The sequence below is a fragment of the Streptosporangium lutulentum genome (assembly GCF_030811455.1).
GTDB lineage: Bacteria > Actinomycetota > Actinomycetes > Streptosporangiales > Streptosporangiaceae > Streptosporangium > Streptosporangium lutulentum.
On the sequence record NZ_JAUSQU010000001.1, the window covers coordinates 3,139,553 to 3,160,464 of the forward strand.

Below are 20,912 nucleotides of genomic sequence, written 5' to 3' on the forward strand. Positions count from 1 at the left end.
TTCCTCACCTAGTGCCGCCAAGGATTCCCACCACGATAGGCTTGGCTGCCATAAAATCGCGCGCGTAACGTTGTGCTTTAATGGAGTCCCAGTGCTCGCGCCCTCCATTATAGACCGCTGCGATCCACGTTGCCTCCCCATCGCCCAAGTAGCCGCCTCCCATTTGGCTACGCAGCGTAGAGATGTAGGACGCAACAATAAATAGATTTGACGCAGGATTCTTCAACGTTCTGACAATAGCCTGCATATCTAACGTATTTACATTTTCGTATTTATAGCCAAGGATTTGAGCGGCCAGCCCGATCTGCATGGAAACAGGTCCGAGCGAAGTCGCCATGGCCTCCGCTTTCCCCTGGAACATGTACCGGGCCTGGAGCGCAAGGTCATCGATCGCGGGAGGGTCGCCACCTACCTCGTTGAACGCGATACCGGCCAAGATCCAAGCCGGAACCCCGAAGTATGCGGCTGCGGCGGAGATTACATCCTTGTAACCCTTTACCCATCTTTCTTTGAAATTCATAACCTGTTCGCGAGCTTTTTCCTCGCTAATGGTCTTCTTAAGGGTTGCATATCTTAAACCATCTATATCACGCCATGTTGGCCCCTTGACCTTGGCCCACTGTCGAGCGAATTCGTCAGCAGCTCGATGCATGGCGGTACGACCATCTTTAACGGACTTGCTGTATACGCCTTCCGCACATCCCTGTCCATGCTCTACGCAATCGCCTGGATCCTTCACGGGATACTGGTTATGGTATGCAGCAGTCACCGCCCACAGAATTGAAAGTGTCTTATCGCTATGAATAGGTGCGTATTTTGACATGTAGTCATTCTGCGCTTCTTCATTCGCATACCAGAAGTCAATCACTTGATCGTCCGTCCTTTTGGGCACGGGCCGACCATTCGGCATGTATTCAAAACCCAGTCTTTCGATCTCATCATCTGAGAGATGCGGGCGATTCTCATAATCGTAGCCAGGGGCTGTGGTGTAGTCAGCCCACCATCTGGCCCTGGCGTCGGTTTCAAAACACATGCCCGAACTGCAGATGTACCCGCTGTTAACAGCATACGGATCGCTGAGCGAAATAGAGGGAGCGGTTGCAAGCCAGGAATGCCCGGTGGGGTCGATACCGGTAAGAGGCGCCGCGTTGGCATAGGTGTAGCGATTGGCCTGCACCGACGGGTTCGGGTCCAGGGTCACGGTGTCGCGGGAGGCGAAGGCGCCGGTGCCGGGCTGATACCAGCGGGCGTTCATGTTGACCTTGCCGGTGTCCGGGTCGGTGTATTCACCCTGGTAGCCGAGCGTGCGTTGGGTGCCGGAGCGATGGGTGACCTCGCCGAACGGGTCGTAGGCGGTCGAGTCGACCAGGGCGGTGCCGGAGAAGGTGGCGACCACGTCACCGTGCAGATCGGCCATCACGCCGAGCGCGGGGCCGGTGCCTTCTTGCAGGCTGAGCAGCCCGCCGGACAGGTCGCGGCCGTACTTGGCCTGGGTGGCGCCGGCGGCGTCGGTGACGGTGACGATGTCGTTGTCCAGGCCGGAGTAGACAAAGCGCTGCTGGGTGGCGCCCTGGGTGCGGGAGGTCACCCGGCCGAGCGCGTCATAGCCGTAGGAGGCCTCACCGTCGATGATCATCCGGTCGAAGGCGTCGAAGGTCAGGTTTTTGGTGACCCCGGCTTTGGTCTCGGTGGCGGTGGTGCCGCGGGGGGTGTAGGTGTAGTCGACGCCGGCGCCGGAGGTCAGCCGGTTGCGCTCGTCGTAGGTGAAGGTCTTGCTGCCGGCGCTGGTGCGGTTGCCAGCGTCATCCCAGCCGTACGCGGTGCTCGCGCCGCCGGGGGCGGTCCAGGAGGTCAGCCGTCCGGCGTGGTCGTAGCCGTAGCTGTTGGTGCCCGCGCCGGCGGTGCCGGAGGTGGTCTTGGAGGTGAGATTGTCGTCCTTGTCCCACCCGTAGGCGATCTTCGACAGTTCGGAGCCGGAGCTGTTCTTCAGCGTCTGGGAGGTGAGCCGGTTGGCGGCGTCGTAGGTGTAGGCCTGGGCGTTGACCGGGTTGGCCGAGGTTTTGCTGAGGAGGTTGTCGGCTTTGTCGTAGTCGTAGGTGAAGGTGCGCCCGGTCACCGGGTCCCCGGCGGTCTTCAGCCGGCTGGCGGCATCCCAGGTGTAGTTCGCCATGCCGGTGGCGTCGATGCGCTGGGTGGGGTTGCCCAGGGCGTCGTAGGTGTAGGCGGCGATCTGGTTGGTGGCCTTGGAGGCCTTGGTCAGCAGGCCGCGGTCGTTGTATTCCAGGCTGTAGTCGCCGATCGCGGTGACTCGGCCGGCCTGATCGTAGCTGACGGTGCGCTCAGGGGTGGTCACTGAGGCCCCCGTGCCGGTTTCCTTCACTACTTGCCCGAGAGGGTCGAAGGTGCGGTCGATGCGCACCCCGCCCGGCTGCAGGCTGGAGGTGGCGTTGCCTGCGGCGTCGTAGAGGGTGGTCCAGGTCCGATCGGCCGCGCTGGGATGGGCCGCGGTGGCCGGCTCGATGACCGACTCGACCAAGCCCAGGGTGTTGTAGCTGGTCCAGGTCGTGTTGCCGCGGCCGTCGGTGGTGCGGGTGCGCGCGCCGGTGGCGTCGTAGCCGAACGTCGAGGTGATCGACTTGTTGGTGGAGACCGGCTCGATGAGTGCGGTCATCCGGCCCAGGGCGTCGAACTGCTGGCGGGTGATGTGTCCCTCGCCGGAGGTGGTGGACGTCGGGTTGCCGGCCGGGTCGTAGCCGACACCGAGGGTGCGGACGACCGCTCCGGTGCGGGTGAGGTCCTTGGCGGCGATCTGGCGTCCGGCCAGGTCGTATTCGATTTCGGTGACGTTTTCCAGCGGGTTGGTCACCTTGGTCTGCCGGCCCAGGACGTCGTAGCCGATGCTGGTTTTGTTGAGGTTCGGGTCGGTAACGGCAGTGACCTGGCCGGCGGCGTTGACCGTGTAGCTGGTGGTCTTATCACCGGGGGCGACGCTTGTGATCAGGTTTCCGGCGCTGTCGTAGGTCAGCTTGGTGGTGAGCGCGGCGGTGGTGGGTTTGCGCTCGATCTGGGTGGTGGTGATTGTGCGGCCGAGGTCGTCGTAGGTGGCCTCGACCCGGGCACCGGTGGGGTCGATCACCGCGAGCGGTTCGCCCAGCAGGTCATAGGTCGACACCCATTGCCCGCCTGGCCCGTCCGGTCCGGGGGCGGTCTCCCGCACTGGGCGGCTGAGCGCGTCGTAGGTGGTGGAGGTGACATAGCCGCGCGGGTCGGTGACGCTGATCTGGCGGCCTGCCGCGTCGTAGTCGTAGCTGGTCGTGGGGATCAGTGTGGTTGTGCCCGGTGGGGTGTAGGCCGGGGCGGTGGTCGAGGTCAGGCGGCCGGCCTTGTCGAACGCCGAGGTGATCGTGCGGCCTTCCGCGTCGACGGCCTGGGTCACGAGACCGATGGTGTTGTAGCCCTGCTTGACCGTGGGCCGGCTCTCAGTGGTGGATCCTGCTTTGTCGACCTTCACCTGGGGGGCCGTGGTCTCGATGAGCCGGCCCGCGTTGTCGTAGCGCATCGTGGTGGTGAAGTCCGCCGCGGTGGCGCCGGTGGCGTTACCCCGCGGGTCGGTGGTGGTGATCAGCAGGCCGCGCTCGTCGTAGGTGCTGGTGGAGACCAGGTCGTCGGCGCCGTTCTCCACGGTTTGCCGTGTCACCTGGCCTAAGGGGTTGTAGGCGTAGGTGGTGGATTCCACCCGGGTGCTGCCCGCACCGGTGAGGTCCTTCTTGGTGACGTTGCCGGCCGCGTCGTAGGTGTAGGCGGTTTTGCGCTTCAGCGCGGCGGGGTCAAACGTGGTGGAGGTCAGCCGGCCGGCGGCGTCGTAGACGTTCTCAGTGATGGCCTTGTTGTCGGTGGCCTTCATACCGCCCGTGACCTGCTTGATCAGGTTACCGGCCGCGTCGTAGGTGTTGTCCTCCAGCACCACGTCTTCTGTGGTGGTGGAGCCGTTCAGCCGGGCATCATCGGCCATCACCTGCGACAGCTTGTTGTCGGCGAAGTAGGTGTAGGAGGTTTTGCGGCCCATCGCGTCCACCTGGGAGGCCAGCCGGCCTGCCGGGTCGTAGGACTTGGACTCCAGCACCACGTCCTGGGGTGCCTGCGGGCTGACCGGGCTGCCGGTCCAGTTCTTGAGCGTGGTGGAGGCCGGTTCACCGCGCTCGGTGTAGCCGAAGGTGAGCACCGTGCCCAGCGGGTCGGTCGTCGAAGTACGGGCGCCGGTGACATCCCAGGTGGAGCGGACCACGCCGCCCTCGGGGTCGGTGACCGTCTCAAGGCGGCCGTGCGCGTCGTAGGTGGAGGTGGTGGTGCGCGCCGGATCGCCGCCGGTCAGGTCGGTGAGACTCTGGGTGAGCGCGTTGCCGTCGGCGTCGTAGGTGGAGGTGGTCTTGGCGGTATGGGTCACGCCGGTGACCTCGTTCTTCACCCCGGCACCGGTCTGGGTGAGCACCCGGCCGAGGCCGTCGTAGGTGAAGGTCAAGGTCACCCCATCCGGGTGCGCCGCAGAGGTCTCCGTGCGCGAGGTCACCCGGCCCAAAGCGTCACGAACGGAGGTGATGACCAGCCCGGACGGGGTGCGCTGCTCGGCCAGGTCACCGGCGGCGGTGTAGCGGTAGGTGCTCTCTTCGCCCTTGGCGTTCTTCTCCGACTTCACCAGCCCGGCCGGGGTGTTGCCGCCGCCGACGGCCGCCTCGGTGCCGTCGGTGTAGGTGGTGCTGGTCGAGCGACCGTCGGGGAAGTCCGCGGTGGCCGGGGTGGTCTGCTTGGCCGGTTCACCAAACTCGGTGTAGGTGATTTTGGTCGCGTAGGTGTTATCGGTTGCCGACGATGACCGCGCGTCCCGCGACACGGTGAGCTGGTCGTTGCGGGGGTCGAACGGGTTGTCCTCGTTGACGTGGTAGGTGAAGTAAGTGGTGTTGCAGCTGCCTGCGGTGCGGCAGGTGCGCTGGCTGATCAGGTTGCCGCGCTCGTTGTGGGACAGCTCGGTGACGTTGCCGTTGCGATCGGTGATCTTCGCGGGGTTTCCGGCGGTGTCGTAGGCGTAGCTGGTGACCTTCTCAAGCTGGTCGGTCTGCGACACCATCCGGTGGTTGCGGGTGGCGTCGCTGACATAGCTCAAGGTGTCGTTGCGGGGGTCGGTGACCACGGTGGAGGCGTTGACGCCGTTTTCGGTGCCGGTCTTGGCGTACTGCAACGCGCCGAGTTTCCAGGTGCCGCCGTTGTGGTCGGTGTGGGTGAGCAGCCGCCCGCCATCAGCGGCGAAGGTGTTACTCGCCCGCACCCGCCCGGAGGGCAGGGTCGCCGTCGTCATCTGCGGCTGCGCCAGACGGGCGGCGTAGTGGGTGCGCACCTCGGCCAGCCCGAGCGGCTTGCCATAGACGGCGACCTCATCGAGGTCTCCGGTGAAGGGGAAGGCCCCGGCGGTGGTGACGGTGGCGGGCCAGGACGGGGAGGCATAGCCATACCCAAGACGCGCCTCACCCTGGTCCAGGTGGGTGATCTCACCGCTGAGCGTGCCGACGACCTGCCCGTCCAAAAACAGGGTCTGGGTGTTTTCCGCTCCCGAGAGCACCACGTGGTGCCAGGCGCCGTCGTTCACCGCGGCGGCCGAGGTGATCGGCTCGGTCTTGCCGGTGTAGAACTGGCCGCGCAGCTTGCCGTCGGTGCCGACATAGACGGCCGGGGTGAAGTTGCTCTGCAGGGAGTTCTGGTAGCCGATGACGGTGCCCGAGCCGGTGGTCTTAAACCACGCCTCGACCGCCAGCAGCCCGCCTCGTCCGTTGATCGCACCAGAGGGCAGTTGCACGTAGGTGGAGGTGGCGGTGCCGGCGAAGCGCATCGCGCCATCGCCGCTGCCGGCCAGCGCGCCGGGGGTGGCCGGGCTGACGTTGTAGGAGGCGCCGGCGAGCGTGGCGTCGGCGTCACCGGCGTTCCAGTCCGCCGAGCTGACGATCTTGTCGCCGAGTTTCGTGGTCGCCTCACCCAGCCGCCAGTACCCGGTGGGAGCGGCGTTGGTCATCACGCTGCGATAGCGCGAGGCGCTGGTGTAGGCGTAGACGGTGCAGGCGGTGCCCGCACCGGGTGCGCAGACCTTCGTCAGGGCGTCACCGGTATAGGTGTAGGTCCAGGTCAGCGCAGCACCATCGAGGGGGTCGGTGGACACGGTGGACACGTGGTTGCCGGTCCAGGTGAAGGTCAGCGACCGGCCGCCGGGCGCGGTGACCTTGGCCAGCTTGCCATCGGTTCCGTAGACCAGGTCCTGGGTCCGGCCGCGGCGGTCACTCACCTTGGTCAGCCGACCGGCATTGTCGAACCAGTAGGAGGTGGAGGAGGTGTCCATCAACCGCCAGCCACCCCCGGTGACCTCGGCCAGCGTGGCGTGCGTCCCCGGTGGTGGCACGTAGGTTCCGTCGCCCTTGGCCGCGAAACGCAACTGACGGCCATCGGGGTAGGTGAGCAGCAACGTGGCGGTGTGCGGCTCAGGCAGCACCCGCATGTCCCAGCGGGTGCTCCAGCCCGCACCGAACGCCCCATCCGCGCGAGGATCAAGGCTGTTGTAGGTACGGGTGACCGACAACGGCAACCCGGCCGCGGCGACGGTCGCATCGGTGACCGACTGGGTGTAGTTGCCGCTCACGTGGTCGAAGTCGCGCCCGTTGGTTCCCGAGGCCAGCAGCGAGTTGATCGTGCCTTGCTCCGGCGAGGTGGTGAACGTCCGCCATGGCGAGGTGACCGTGGCAAGACTGGTGCTTGCCTGCACGTACCAGGAGTAGGTTTCGCCCCACTTGAGCTTTCCGGCGGGTACCTGCCAACTCCACGCGTTACTCCATGATGGAGAGCTCTCGCACCAGTCCCATCGCTGCGGGGTGCCCTTACACAGTTGAAACCAATACGACACCGGCATAGAGGAAGCGCTTGGCTTGGCATAGGCCGCTAGCGTCGGCCGAAGAGAGCCGACCTGGGTGTTGTCTTCTGGTGAGGCCCATTGCCATGGCAGTACGTCTATCTTCATCGATTGCCAGGCCGACCAGGGGCCGACCACCCCAGAACCATCGGTGACACCCCGCACCCGCCAGCGCACCAGCCACCCATTGGTTAGCTCTCCGGCCGGAATCTGCACCGACACCGGGTAGCCCGGAGGGTTGTAATAGGTGCTCGTCCCCGACCAGATATACCCCGACCCCTGACCCGCCGGCGCAGCCGGATCATGCTCCACCTCAGCCGAGACCCTCACATCACGGCCACCCGGATCCGCCGGGAGCGCCTCGAGATACGGGGTCAACGTCGAGGCGACCCACACCCCCGACGACAACGTCCCCGGATTCATCCTCACATTCGACACCGACGGCTTATGAACATCCACCCGCATGCTCTGCCAGGCCGACCAAGGGCCGACCACCCCAGAACCATCGATGGCACCCCGCACCCGCCAGCGCACCAACCAGCCATCGGTTAACCGCCCGGCCGGAATCTGCACCGACACCGGGTTACCCGAGGGGTTGAAATAAGTGCTCGTCCCCGACCAGATATACCCCGACCCCTGACCCGCCGGCGCAGCCGGATCATGCTCCACCTCAGCCGACACCTTCACACTACGGCCAGCCGGATCCGTCACCTTCGCCGAGAAAGACGGGGTCAACGTCGAGGCGACCCACACCCCCGACGACAACGTCCCCGGACTCATCACCAAGTTCGACACCGACGGCTTATGAACATCCACCCGCATGCTCTGCCAGGCCGACCAAGGGCCGACCACCCCAGAACCATCGGTGACACCCCGCACCCGCCAGCGCACCAGCCACCCATCGGTTAGCTCTCCGGCCGGAATCTGCACCGACACCGGGTAGCCCGGAGGGTTGAAATAGGTGCTCGTCCCCGACCAGATATACCCCGACCCCTGACCCGCCGGCGCAGCCGGATCATGCTCCACCTCAGCCGAGACCCTCACATCACGGCCACCCGGATCCGCCGGGAGCGCCTCGAGATACGGGGTCAACGTCGAGGCGACCCACACCCCCGACGACAACGTCCCCGGATTCATCCTCACATTCGACACCGACGGCTTATGAACATCCACCCGCATGCTCTGCCAGGCCGACCAAGGGCCGACCACCCCAGAACCATCGATGGCACCCCGCACCCGCCAGCGCACCAACCAGCCATCGGTTAACCGCCCGGCCGGAATCTGCACCGACACCGGGTTACCCGAGGGGTTGAAATAAGTGCTCGTCCCCGACCAGATATACCCCGACCCCTGACCCGCCGGCGCAGCCGGATCATGCTCCACCTCAGCCGACACCTTCACACTACGGCCAGCCGGATCCGTCACCTTCGCCGAGAAAGACGGGGTCAACGTCGAGGCGACCCACACCCCCGACGACAACGTCCCCGGACTCATCACCAAGTTCGACACCGACGGCTTATGAACATCCACCCGCATGCTCTGCCAGGCCGACCAAGGGCCGACCACCCCAGAACCATCGGTGACACCCCGCACCCGCCAGCGCACCAGCCACCCATCGGTTAGCTCTCCGGCCGGAATCTGCACCGACACCGGGTAGCCCGGAGGGTTGAAATAGGTGCTCGTCCCCGACCAGATATACCCCGACCCCTGACCCGCCGGCGCAGCCGGATCATGCTCCACCTCAGCCGAGACCCTCACATCACGGCCACCCGGATCCGCCGGGAGCGCCTCGAGATACGGGGTCAACGTCGAGGCGACCCACACCCCCGACGACAACGTCCCCGGATTCATCCTCACATTCGACACCGACGGCACCGATTCGGCAGCCCCTACGCGTGATGGCTGCTCCGCGGAAGAGGGCACTTCCGCGTCTTCCATGGCCGGGCTTTCCGAGGTGGACCATAATGCTTCCCCGTCGGAAAAAGCCGTAGTCTCAGCCACCTTGTCATCTCGGTCCTTCTTACCGGGAAGAGGTGGAGGCGACTTCAAGCCGCCCGTGGCAGGCTCATCCGTAAATTTATGGCGACTTTCCGGAGGAAGCGCGCCCTTAGGAGGCTTCGGATCGCGCTTGGCCAACTTAATATCGGCGCTGGTCGCCTCAGTCGAGGCCATAGATGGCAGGCCATTCGCCGAACCGGTCAATTGCTTAGGTGAGTCCGGGCTGCCTTGAATCGAGGTGACCGCTTGTACTGCAGCGGTGACCGGAACCGCCTGGAACAACAACAGGCCGGGCAGCAACGCCGTAACAACCGCCCCCGTCACCCAGGCCTTCCGCCCTGCCGAACGCGACCATGACAAAGTACGGCGCATACGCCGTCACCCTCCGAACAAGTCAGCGCGAGAACCAGCGTCCTCGCGTTACCCCAGCCCGCCAAAAACCCAAGCAATGCCGGGGACGACGGTTCGGAGTCCGCAATTTAACAAACGATCAGAAGTTACACATGGAGAATCCCGGGACGCAAGATCTTTGTCGGGAGAAAATAAATACGAGATTCCAGGTTTAAGAAAGATCATTCCCGCATTCGTGTGCGTCGGGTAACTAAGAGTTACGGAACCGCGAAGCCAAATAATGACACAGAGGAAACGCGTAATAACACCGCGTCTAACCGCGACCTGTACATCGCCGGATCAGAAAAGAGCCCGGACCTCAACCCACCGGCCGCGATGCACTACACGGCCACTTTGCGCGATACCAGCCACCAGACATCCCAGCGACGCACAGGGGGAACCCTTTCCACTTCGTAGCTACTGACATCCCGTTGAGGAAAAACATGTGCCTAGTTCTCAGTAGTCGAGGGCACGGTCGATGAGATCGGCGATCTCGACGGCCGAGGCCCGGAAGTAGCGGGCGGTGGTCTCGATGGAGGCATGTCCGAGCAGGGCCTGGATCTGGGCGTGGTCGGCGCCGGCCTCGCGCAGCCGGGTGGCGTAGGTGTGGCGCAGCCGGTGCGGGCGCAGCCCGGGAAGGTCGGCGGCCTTTCCGACGGCGCGCACCACGTCGGTGACCCCGTCGACCGACAGGCGGCCGCGCTGGCCGGTCCACAGCCCGTCGCCAGCGGTCTCGGCCAGGGCGGGCCGGGCGGTGAGCAACTCGGTGCGGGCCAGCAGCCAGGCCGACAGGCGTTCGCGGGCCGGGATCGGCAGCGGCACGGTGCGGACCTCATCGCCCTTGCCGAGCAGGCGGGCGGTGCCGCTGCGCGCCGTGATGGGCACGTCGGCGATGCTCAGGCGCTGGCATTCCTCGGCGCGGGCGCCGGTGCCGAGCAGGACGGCGATGAGGGCAGCGTCGCGGGGTCCGCGCCGGTCGGCGGCCCGGCGCACCGCGTTCTCCTGCGCCCGGGTCAGAGCCTCGGGGGCGCCGGGTTTGGGCACCCGAGCGCGTTTGACCGCCAGCCGCAGCCCGGGCCCGTGTTCATACAGCAGGGTGATGGCGGCCAGGGCCTGGTTGACGGTGGCCGGGGAGGCGCTGCCGCCGAGCAGGTGCCGGCGCCAGGCGGTGACGGAGGCCTCGGCACCGACCCGGTCGGCGAAAGCATCGACGTGCTCGGCGGCCCGGGCCAGGAGCCAGTCACGATACGCGAGGGCCTGTCGCCGGTAGGCGGTCACCGTGTTGGCGGCCAGCGCGCAGCGATCCAGGTGCGCGGTGAACGCGGCGAGCGCCGAGGCGGCGGCCGCCGCGAGATCGTTACCGGACCGGATCGGCACCACATTGTCGAGGCGGTCATCGGCTGTCGCGGTCACCTTCGGCACCTCTCCTTATTATCCGGGGAGTTTTTTCGGGGTTAGCTCCAGGCCCGGATCGATGTTATCCGGGGAGATCATACTCAGACTCCCCGGATAATCAGAGTTATCCAGGGAGTTTCAGCAAAGCCGTTACGAAACGGCCTCCGCCTTCGGGAATTCCTCGATCAGCATCCCGGTATCGTTGCGCCGCCCATCGACCGTCCACCCGATGGGCCAGCAATGATCACCTCTCACGACTACCACCACTGTCGCGGCGAACGAGGCCTCACCGGTGAAGGTCGCCTCGTCGAATCACGGGCAGTACGACGGGATGGAAGGCCGAGATCAGAGCGGTCCGAGAAGGTCATGCGGATCGGCGTCGAGGTTCAGCGTGGACAGGACGCCTAGAAGTTCGCGCTCCTCGTACTGGAAATGGGACTCCATGATCGCGGAGAGACCGTCCAGGTGCATGGTCAGCTCGCTCGGCGTGGCGTCCGAGGTGATCGTGCGGTCCAACCGCCCGAGCAGCATCGCGATCATCTCGTGGTCCTGCTGGAGCTTGGCGATCGTGGGCCGCAGCGACGGATGGCGCGCGGACAGTTCGGGAAAGAGCCCGACGTCCTCGCGCACGTGATGCCCGTCGAGAGCGGCGCAGAATCCCTTGCAGTACAGCAGAAGGTCTGCCCGTGCCGAGGCGGTGTCCCCGGCTTCCAGGGATTCACGCGCGAGGCGCAGTGCTCGATGCAGGCGTTGATGCGCCGCCTGCAGTTCAAGGTTCCAGGCTATGAGCCTGTTCTTCTCGCTCTCACCCACGGGTGGGGAACGGGGAAAGGGTCATCATGACCGCCTTCCGGATCCGACGCCTCCATGCCTGACGCAGTCCGCCACCGACACGCGACGCTGCCTGGAATTCTAAGCCGACGGCCCCAGAAGAACAACTCAGGCCGGCCGCCCCACAACATCGGTGTTCACCTTCACCGCCGCCGCCCAGGTCCCGGGATAACCAAGGGCGCACCGGCTTCGCCGCGCCGTTGTGCGGAAGCTGACGTCTCTGCCACGTCCTTCTGCAGACTTCGAGTAGGGCGCTACTCGCATGCCGGGCTCCCCAGCGCGTGACAGTGAGAAATACGCGCGGCAATACCCGATGTAGGCAATGAACCACTGCTGCCTGGTCTCCCGCGCCCGCCGCACGATCTTAAAGATCAGCGCGACCTGGCCCTGGAAGAACGCGTTTTTAACCTGTTGGCAGCGCCTATGCGCACCCCCAGCACCCAGCTGACCAGCACCATAACGCCCGGCGAGTAAGGAAGGAGTGACTGCAACACCCCGCAGTCCGTGGAAGCCGACGCTCACCCGAGCGCCTTGGCCTCCAGCCCAGCACCGGTGATGCCAAAGGTGTCGCCGCCGCTATCGGCATCGGTGGCGGGTGCCGGACTGATCACCTGAATCGCCGTCCCCACCATTATTGCCGCCGACCCACTACCCGACGACCTTCGCCAAGTGTTCGACCATCAATCTCATACCAGTCACGAATCCACACCACTCCTGCGCATACCTACGACCAGTCTCATTCATCGGAAGGATCAGGAATGCCACGTAAACGCAAACGCGTCCTAGCGATCGTAATTGCTGTGTTCGCCACCCTCGCCTTTTCGGGTACAGTCTCACCGGTCGGTGCGGTTGCCGCAAATGATGCCGGCGTCCAGTCAACGGACCCGATCCTGTGGTACAACTCGGCCAACGGATCAGGCGGCATCGGTACCATCGACACCGGCGATAATCACGTGACGCTGCGCACATATCCGACGGGCGCGTTCGCTTCCAACTGGACCCACGCCGTTTCTACGGGGAACCGGATCCTGTGGTACAACTCGGCCAACGGATCAGGCGGCGTCGGCACCATCGACACCGGCAATAACCATGTGACACTGCGCACGTATCCGGCGGGATCGTTCGCTTCCAACTGGACCCACGTCGTTGCTGCTGGGAACCGGATTCTTTGGTACAACTCGGCCAACGGATCGGGTGGAGTCGGTGCTATCGACAGCGGTAATAACCATGTGACACTGCGCACGTATCCGGCGGGATCGTTCGCTTCCAACTGGACCCACGTCGTTGCTGCAGGGGGCCGGATTCTTTGGTACAACTCGGCCAACGGGTCAGGTGGGGTCGGTGCCATCGACGCCACCAATAGTCACCTGACACTGCGCACGTATCCGGCGGGATCGTTCGCTTCCAACTGGAACCGCGTTGTTTCGGTGGGGGGCCGGATCCTGTGGTACAACTCGGCCAACGGATCGGGTGGAGTCGGTGCCATCGACGCCACCAATAGCCACCTGACACTGCGCACATATCCGGCGGGATCGTTCGCTTCCAACTGGAACCGCGTTGTTTCGGTGGGGAACCGGATCCTGTGGTACAACTCAGCCAACGGATCAGGGGGAATCGGTACCATCGACACCAGCAATAATCACGTGACGCTGCGCACATATCCGGCGGGAGCGTTCTATAGGAACTGGACCCACGTCACTGCGGCATCATAGATATGATCCCGAACCTCGTTTGACCATTCGCGACCGGCCGGGGAAATCCAGCGATTCCGGTCTTGGTCGGCATTCCGCTGGTATCGCGCCGCTCTTGGGTGCTCGGTACGGAAGCAGGAGCCGTCGCCGGCGTTCAAGAGCTGTATCGGCTTCGGAAGTCGGCGCTGAATTCAAAGCAAATTCCCAATGCGCTTGAGTTTTCCGAAGCATCGTTCGACCAGATTGCGCCGCTTGTAGGTCTGGGCGTTGAAGGCGTGAGGGCGGCCTCCCCGGCCGCCCTCACGTTTGCGGTTAGCCGGTTGGTCCCTGCGTTCGGGGCCGAACTCCACCGGCAGCTTCCGGATCGTGCCCTGCGACACCCGGCCCATGTCGGGGTGCCGTCAAGAGTCGCGTCAGGAGCCGCAAACGATGGTGTTCCTGCAGGTGAGCGCCATCAACTGACGCCGTTCGGTGGCCGACCGAAGCCCCTCGTCCGGTCAGGGTCGTTCCGAGCGGAGCCGTTCGGCGCACGCTATCCTTTATATCCTACAGATATAGTGGGGTATCATGGATCGTGTGGCAGGTTCTCCATCGGTTGCCGTCGTGGGCGGCGGCGCGAGCGGCACCTTGGCCGCAGTCCATCTTCTTCACCGGGCGCGGGCGCTCGCCATGCCGCTGGAAGTCGTGATGATCGACCAGTACGGACGGCACGCGTTGGGGCAGGCGTACTCGACCACCGATCCGCATCACCTCCTCAACGCCTGTGTCGACAAGATGAGCGCGCTGGACGGCGATCCCGGACATCTGTTGCGGTGGGCCCATGACAGGGGGCTGGACATCGCCGGCTCCGGTTACCTACCGCGGCAGGTGTACGGGCGCTACCTGCGCGACGTGCTGTCCGCCGCCGAAGATCGGCCTCTGCGCGTGGTCCGCAGGGTGACCGGTACGGCGAGCGCCCTGACCTGTGATCCGGGCGTGCGGGTCCGGTTGTCGCAGGGCGGGCACGTCGACGCCGACGCCGTCGTCCTGGCCCTGGGCAATCGCACCCCGACCGCGTGGCCGCACCTCGCGGATGCCGCGAGTCCACGTCACATCGCCGATCCATGGGCGCCGAACGCGCTGGACCCGATCTGCGACGGCGCGCCGGTGCTCGTCCTGGGCACCGGATTGACCATGGTGGACGTGGCGGTCACCGTGACCCGGGCGCACCCGGACACGGTGGTGTACGCGGTGTCGCGGCACGCTCTGCTGCCCCGGACGCACCCGTATCCCCCGCCGTCTCCGGTCCCGGTGCCGATCCCGGACGGGCCACTGGGAGTCGCCGACCTGCTGCGTGCCGTACGCCTGGCGGTGAAGGACAACGCAGGCGACTGGCACGGCGTGGTGGACGGCCTGCGCCCGCAGGCCCAGAGGCTGTGGGCCCGGCTCACCCCGGATGACCAGAGGCGATTTCTGGGTGTGGCCGCCCGCTACTGGGAGGTCCACCGGCACCGGATTCCTCCCGCCACAGCCACCCGCATCGCCGACCTGCGGGCCACCGGCCGCCTTCGCGTGCTCCGCGGACAGGTGCTCCAGGCCACGGCCGTCCCCGACGGACTGCGCGCCCAGGTGGAGGCCGACGGCGCCGTTCGGGAGCTCGATGTCGGCTGGCTGGTCAACGCCACCGGGCCCGGGTCCGACATCGCCCGTGATCCCTTCCTCGCCTCCCTCATCGCCGGCGGCACGGCCCGGCCGGATCGGCTGCGGCTCGGCCTGGACGCCGGCCTGGGCGGCGCGGTCCTGGACGCGACGGGACACTCCGACGGCAGGGTCTTCACGCTGGGGCCCATGCTGCGCGGAAGCCTGTACGAGACGACGGCGATCCCGGAGATTCGCGCCCAGGCGGCGGCTCTCGCGTCACGCCTCATCGAGGCGGTCACCGTCCGGCCCGGCCGGGCTCATCCCGAGTCCGGCTCCTCCGAGCGCGACGAGCCGCCACTGACCGCACCACCGGTACGGCAGGCGCGGTCAGCCTAGGGTCAGGAGTTCCTCGTGGAAACCGCCGACGTCACGCGCCCGGAAGGATGAAAAAAGCACGAGCCGGCCGCCCTGCCAGGTGACGCGAGCCGCCTCGCGGAGACCCGTGTCGCCTCTGCTCTCGACCCCCGCGAGGCGTTGGCTCGGCGAGCACCCACGTATAGACGCTGCCTATCAGTGGATAGAAGCAAACGCTTTGACCTGTGGATATTCGTTGGCGGAGAGTGAGATCACCCCCACCGACAAGGAGCAGCGGCAATGGCCAAGGTTCTGTGTGTGCTGTATGACGACCCGATCGACGGATACCCCAAGACCTATGCGCGCGACGACCTGCCGACGCTCGCGGGTTACCCGGGCGGGCAGACCCTGCCGACTCCCAAGGGCGTCGACTTCACCCCCGGTCACCTGCTCGGCAGTGTCTCCGGCGAGCTGGGCCTGCGGCACTTCCTCGAGGAGCGCGGCCACACCCTGGTCGTCACCTCCGACAAGGAAGGCGCGGACTCGGTCTTCGACCGCGAACTGCCCGACGCGGACGTGGTGATCTCCCAGCCGTTCTGGCCGGCCTATCTCACGGCCGAACGCATCGCGAAGGCGCCGAAGCTGAAGCTCGCGATCACCGCGGGCATCGGCTCCGACCACGTGGACCTCGACGCGGCCATCACGCACGGCGTCACCGTCGCCGAGGTCACCTACTGCAACAGCATCAGCGTCGCCGAGCACGTCGTCATGATGATCCTGTCGCAGGTGCGCAACTACATTCCGTCTCACCAGGTGGTACTCGACGGAGGGTGGAACATCGCCGACTGCGTGAGCCGCTCCTACGACGTCGAGGGCATGCACATCGGCACCGTCGCCGCGGGGCGGATCGGCCTGGCCGTACTGCGCCGCCTGAAGCCGTTCGATGTGCACCTGCACTACACCGACCGGCACAGGCTGCCCCGCGAGATCGAAGAGGAGCTGAACCTCACCTGGCACGCCGGCACGCAGGACATGGTCCCGCACTGCGACGTGGTCACCGTCAACGCCCCGCTGCACCCCGAGACCGAGGGCCTGTTCGACGACAGGCTCATCTCCACGATGAAGCGCGGTGCGTACCTGATCAACACGGCCCGGGCGAAGATCGCCGACCGCGACTCAATCGTCCGGGCCTTGGAGAGCGGTCAGCTGGCCGGCTACGCGGGCGACGTCTGGTACCCCCAGCCCGCCCCCGCCGACCACCCCTGGCGCACCATGCCGCACCATGGGATGACCCCGCACATCTCAGGCTCCTCCCTGTCGGCCCAGGCCAGATACGCCGCCGGGACCCGGGAGATCCTGGAGAACTGGCTGGACGGCGAGCCGATCCGCGATGAATACCTGATCGTCCAAGGCGGCGGCCTCGCCGGCACAGGCGCCCACTCCTACTCCACCCGGACCTGACAACCGGCCCCGTACGGTCCCGGCGCGCGGGTCGGGACCGTACAGGGGGACAACCACCTGGTCTTCCCGCAGATACCCAGCGGATGAGCATGCGCTCGGCAACCGTCGACAACAACGGAGAAACCGTGGTCACCAAGCAAGAAGCAGCAGAAGCCGTCCGTCAGGCCAAGGTGGTGACCGGCGTGACATGGGACCAGCTCGCCAAGGCCGTCGGCCGGCCCCTGGCGTGGACCACGGCAGCACTGCTCGGCCAGCACCCGATGAGCAAGGACGAGGCGGCGACGGCAGCGGCCTTGCTTGAACTCGGCGAAGACGTCGCCCTCGCCTTCCAGTTGCAGCCCACCCGCGGAGCGTTCGACTCCCCCGTCCCTGTCGATCCGACCATCTACCGGCTTTATGAGGTCATCCAGGTCTACGGGCCCACCATCAAGGAACTGATCCACGAACAGTGCGGTGACGGCATCATGAGCGCCATCAACTTCCGCCTGGACGTGAAGCGGGTGCCCGACCCGGCAGGTGACCGGGTCGTCATCACCCTCGACGGGAAGTATCTGCCGTATCAATGGTGACGGCCACGCTCGCACGGGGACGGCACCGTCCGAGCGATGTTTTCGGGCAGCTCGGCGACCTGGAGGTGGACGCGGTGGCGAAAGAGCTCGACGTCCTTCTTGAGGACACCCTTCGCGAGGTGGCTTCCTGACCCCGATGACGGAGAACCCGGCGGGGTCGCGAGGGACGAGCCCTCACGTCCCCGCGGCCAGGTCGCGATCCACGATCACCGCGATCTTGCCCAGCGTTTCGCCGCCCTCCTTCAGCGACCGCAGTCCGGCGCTGATCGCCTCGACGGTGCTGTCGACGGTCTGGCTGACGTGCGGGATCACGAGTCCCTTCGTCGCCCACTCCATCGCCAGGTCCATCCCGCGCTGGAGGAAGCCACGCGCCTCGCCGTCGAGCATGGCGGGTTCGGAGAAGTAGCGCAGCAGGTTGACGTTGACATGCCTGGCTTCGCGCCCGGCCAGGATGGCGTCCACCGGGCTGTGCGTCTCGGCCAGGCGGGTCGTCCTGCCGGGGCCGACACCGAGCACGATCCAGCTGCCACCCCGCCGGACGGTCTTCGCGGTCTCGGCGAAGCTCTGCTCGCTGTACGTGGTGTCGAAGACCAGGTCAACGCCCCGGCCGTCCGTCAGCTCCGCGATCTCGGCGGCGATGTCGTCACGCTTGTAGTCGAAGACGAAGTGCGCGCCGGACTGCCGGGCCAGCGTGATCGACTGCGGCCTGCCACCACTGCTGATCACCGTCCCGGCGTCCAGGGCACGTGCCGCCATCTGCACGGCCAGATGCCCGACACCGCCCCCACCGCCCGGTACGTAAACCGTGGCACCGGGCTGGACGGCCCCGTAGAGACCCGCGAAAGCCGAGAGGAAGCACATGGGAAGCGCCGCCGCGTCACGGAAGCTCACGGACGGCGGCTTGCGGGCGGTGAGGAACCGCGGTGCGACGGCGTAGGAATCGCCGTCACCACCCGTCGCGGCCCAGCCCCCGTCACCGTTCAGGCCCGCCATGGCGGCCACCTCGTCACCGACGGCCACGCCCTCCACGTCACGGCCCACATCGGCCACCACGCCGGCGAGGTCGAAACCGAGCACGACGGGAGGCGTCCGTCCCATGAAGTTGAGGTCGGCCAGCTTGTACTCCAGCGGGTTGAGCGACGAAGCGGCGACGCGGATCAGCACCTCGTCGGCCGCCGGCCGCGGGACGGGAACGCGTACCGCCTCAAGTGGCAGCCCGGCGCGGTCCCTCGTATAACCGACACCGAGAAAGGTCTGCTCCATGTCCGCCACCCCTCTCTACCTCGTACGGGCGCCCGCCGGGACGAGCCGTTCCGGCACGGGCACGCCGAGGTGGTCGAGAAGAGCGGCGACCTTCCGGTCGAGTTCGACGCCGACGGCCGCTATCTGCGGATCGCCGAAGGAGGCGAACTGCGCGCTCGGCTGGTCGAAGGAGAAACGCGTCACCCCGCGGGTGTCCTCGTAGATCGTGGTACGCAGAGGCGCGTAGAGCAGGATGCCGGGATCGTGGTGGAACATCCGCTGGGCGATGGTGTGGTTGCCCATCAGGTACTGCGTGCTGTGCCACCGGTCACCGGATCCGTGCATGATCGCCGTGTTGTCCAGGCTCCAGAAGATCATGAAGCCGTGGGGCGCGTTCTCCGCGACGGTTCGCAGGACGGCGGCCCAGTCGGCATTGGAGAGGCGCAGGCGTTCGTACTTCGCCATGTCGAGCGGCGGCACCGCCCGCTCGTACCTCTCCCGGAAGGCCGCGAACGGCATGCCCGTGTCCACGGTCAGCCGGTGGACCTCGCGCGCGACGTCCTCAACGGAGTGGGTCTGGATGGCCGTCATGGTGATTCCCCCTTCACCGGTGCGGGCAGGTGTGGCAGTTCGCTCCGTGGGCGGAGCCGGCGTCGCCGTACGGCAGGGCGCGGTTCCCGCATCTCCTCCAGGACAGGACTGCCGACCGACATGACTTTCGAAACAAAAGTCGCTCTACGTGCGACGCTACGCTTGACACTTCTCAAATGCAAGCCAGGGTTCGGCGTTCGAGGGCCCGACCTTCCGGCGACGCATGGGGATACGACGCCCCCCGCGAAAGCCGCGCCGGGGGGCTGCCGCCGCCCGTGCGACCAGCCGCCCCCTCCCACTTGCGCACAGCCGGCTTGCTCGCTATCTTCCCAGGAAGATGGTTTCCCAGGAAGAATTGGTGGTCACAAGCTTGTGAGAGATGCGGATCTCAGTCCCGGTCGCCCCGACCGCCAGGACCCCGACGACGAAACACCGCGCGTCAGCGGACCCGACCCCATGGGGGTAGCCGCCCTCTGGCAGCGCGAACTGCCGGGCCTCGACGTCACCAACATCGTGCTGGCATCAGCGGTCCACCGGATCGCGCAGCTCCTCGAACAGGACTTCACACAACTCGCCAAGGAGTACGACCTTCTGCCCTCCGAAATGCGGATCCTGCTGGCTCTGCGCCGTTCCCCGCCGGACTACGCGCTCAGCCCGACCCAGCTGTTCCGCCGGCTCATGGTCACCTCCGGCGCGGTGACCAAGCAGGTGAACCGGCTGTGCGAACGCGGCCTGGTGAGCAGGCATCTCGACCCGCAGACGCCACGCGGGCAGCTCGTCCGCCTGCAACCGGCCGGAAGGCACATCGCCGACCAGGCGGTGCGCCGGATGTGCGCGGTGCACGCGGGGCTGGAAACCCTGGACAGGGCCGAGGCGCGCCAGGACATCGTGATGTTGCAACGCGTGCTGGGCGCACTGGACCCCTCTGTCGGCTCCCCTGGCGGCTCCCCTGGTGCGGACAGCGCGCACTCGTACCCGTAAGCCACGAACCAAAGGACATAAAATGACCGGAAAGATCGTCCTCATCACCGGAGCCAGCAGCGGCATCGGTGCCGCCACCGCCCGGCGTCTCGCCGGGGCGGGACACCATGTGGTGCTCGGCGCCCGGCGAGTCGACCGGCTCGCCGCCCTCACCGCCGCCATCCGCGAGGACGGCGGCTCGGCCGAACACACACTCCTCGACGTGACCAGCGCAGACAGCGTCGACTCCTTCGTGCAGGCGGCCCACCGCCGGCACGGGCACATCGACGTCCTCGTCAACAACGCCGGCGTGATGCCGCTGTCGCGCCTCGACGCGCTGCGCGTCGAGGAGTGGAACCAGATGATCGACGTCAACCTCCGCGGCACCCTGTACGGCATCGCAGCCGCGCTCCCTCTGATGCGCGAGCAACGGTCGGGCCACGTGATCAACGTGTCCTCCACCCTCGGCCACGAGGTCGTACCCAACTCCGCCGTCTACAGCGCCACCAAGTTCGCGGTCCGCGCGCTGGCCGAAGGGCTCCGCAAGGAGCAGCAGGACATCAGGGTGACCCTGATCAGCCCGTCGTTCACCCAATCCGAGCTGAACACCCTGGGCGGCGATCCCGACACCATGGCCTGGGTGCGCACCCTGGCGGACAAGCTCAACATGCCCGCGACCACCGTGGCAGAGGCCATCGCCTACGCGATCGAGCAACCCGCCTCCATCGACGTCAGCGAGATCGTCATCCGCCCCGTCGCCGAGGCCGCCTGACACCGAATCGGCTGCCCCCGGCGAGCACACCGTGGCGAACGACACTCGATGTCAAAGGACACACCGCCTGAAGGGAATGACGAGGCGGTCGCGCG

The 20,912-nt window shown here is 66.2% G+C and carries 12 protein-coding genes; 7 read left to right on the forward strand and 5 right to left on the reverse strand.

Features of this window, described 5'->3' with window-relative positions:
- Positions 1-4 precede the first annotated feature (4 nt).
- The 3 genes from J2853_RS14090 to J2853_RS14100 form a co-directional block, all read right to left on the reverse strand.
- Positions 5-9,313: an RHS repeat-associated core domain-containing protein gene (locus J2853_RS14090; protein WP_307558003.1), complete on the reverse strand. Its 9,309-nt coding sequence runs from the start codon at positions 9,311-9,313 to the stop codon at positions 5-7.
- Positions 9,314-9,787: 474 nt separating this feature from the next.
- A complete protein-coding gene (locus J2853_RS14095) occupies positions 9,788-10,744 on the reverse strand; it encodes a tyrosine-type recombinase/integrase (protein ID WP_307558005.1) in 957 nt (318 codons plus the stop codon).
- Between the two features lie 327 nt (positions 10,745-11,071).
- Positions 11,072-11,539, reverse strand: a complete 468-nt coding sequence (locus J2853_RS14100) for a hemerythrin domain-containing protein (protein WP_307558007.1) — start codon at positions 11,537-11,539, stop codon at positions 11,072-11,074.
- A gap of 776 nt (positions 11,540-12,315) precedes the next feature.
- Here J2853_RS14100 and J2853_RS14105 point away from each other — a divergent pair.
- The 5 genes from J2853_RS14105 (at position 12,316) to J2853_RS14125 (ending at position 17,383) form a co-directional block, all read left to right on the forward strand.
- A complete protein-coding gene (locus tag J2853_RS14105; RefSeq protein ID WP_307558009.1) occupies positions 12,316-13,269 on the forward strand; it encodes an NHL repeat-containing protein in 954 nt (317 codons plus the stop codon).
- Between the two features lie 555 nt (positions 13,270-13,824).
- Positions 13,825-15,264 (forward strand): FAD/NAD(P)-binding protein, encoded by a 1,440-nt coding sequence (locus J2853_RS14110; RefSeq protein WP_307558011.1) that lies wholly within the window; start codon positions 13,825-13,827, stop codon positions 15,262-15,264.
- 258 nt (positions 15,265-15,522) lie between these two features.
- Positions 15,523-16,683, forward strand: a complete 1,161-nt coding sequence (locus J2853_RS14115; RefSeq protein WP_307558013.1) for an NAD-dependent formate dehydrogenase — start codon at positions 15,523-15,525, stop codon at positions 16,681-16,683.
- 83 nt (positions 16,684-16,766) lie between these two features.
- The gene (gene cynS, locus J2853_RS14120) at positions 16,767-17,252 is read left to right on the forward strand and encodes a cyanase (RefSeq protein ID WP_307558014.1); all 486 of its coding nucleotides are present in this window, start codon (positions 16,767-16,769) and stop codon (positions 17,250-17,252) included.
- The gene (locus J2853_RS14125; protein ID WP_307558016.1) at positions 17,249-17,383 is read left to right on the forward strand and encodes a hypothetical protein; all 135 of its coding nucleotides are present in this window, start codon (positions 17,249-17,251) and stop codon (positions 17,381-17,383) included. Before cynS ends, J2853_RS14125 begins: the two co-directional genes overlap by 4 nt.
- 43 nt (positions 17,384-17,426) lie before the next feature.
- On the opposite strand, the gene J2853_RS14130 is transcribed toward J2853_RS14125, so the two are convergent.
- Both J2853_RS14130 and J2853_RS14135 read right to left on the reverse strand, forming a co-directional pair.
- A complete protein-coding gene (locus tag J2853_RS14130) occupies positions 17,427-18,515 on the reverse strand; it encodes a quinone oxidoreductase family protein (protein WP_307558018.1) in 1,089 nt (362 codons plus the stop codon).
- Between the two features lie 15 nt (positions 18,516-18,530).
- Positions 18,531-19,085, reverse strand: a complete 555-nt coding sequence (locus J2853_RS14135) for a DUF302 domain-containing protein (RefSeq protein WP_307558020.1) — start codon at positions 19,083-19,085, stop codon at positions 18,531-18,533.
- A 456-nt stretch (positions 19,086-19,541) separates the two neighbouring features.
- On the opposite strand from J2853_RS14135, the gene J2853_RS14140 reads away from it, so the two are divergent.
- Both J2853_RS14140 and J2853_RS14145 read left to right on the forward strand, forming a co-directional pair.
- The gene (locus J2853_RS14140) at positions 19,542-20,066 is read left to right on the forward strand and encodes a MarR family winged helix-turn-helix transcriptional regulator (protein WP_307558022.1); all 525 of its coding nucleotides are present in this window, start codon (positions 19,542-19,544) and stop codon (positions 20,064-20,066) included.
- A 22-nt stretch (positions 20,067-20,088) separates the two neighbouring features.
- A complete protein-coding gene (locus J2853_RS14145; RefSeq protein ID WP_307558024.1) occupies positions 20,089-20,817 on the forward strand; it encodes an SDR family oxidoreductase in 729 nt (242 codons plus the stop codon).
- Positions 20,818-20,912: the final 95 nt, after the last annotated feature.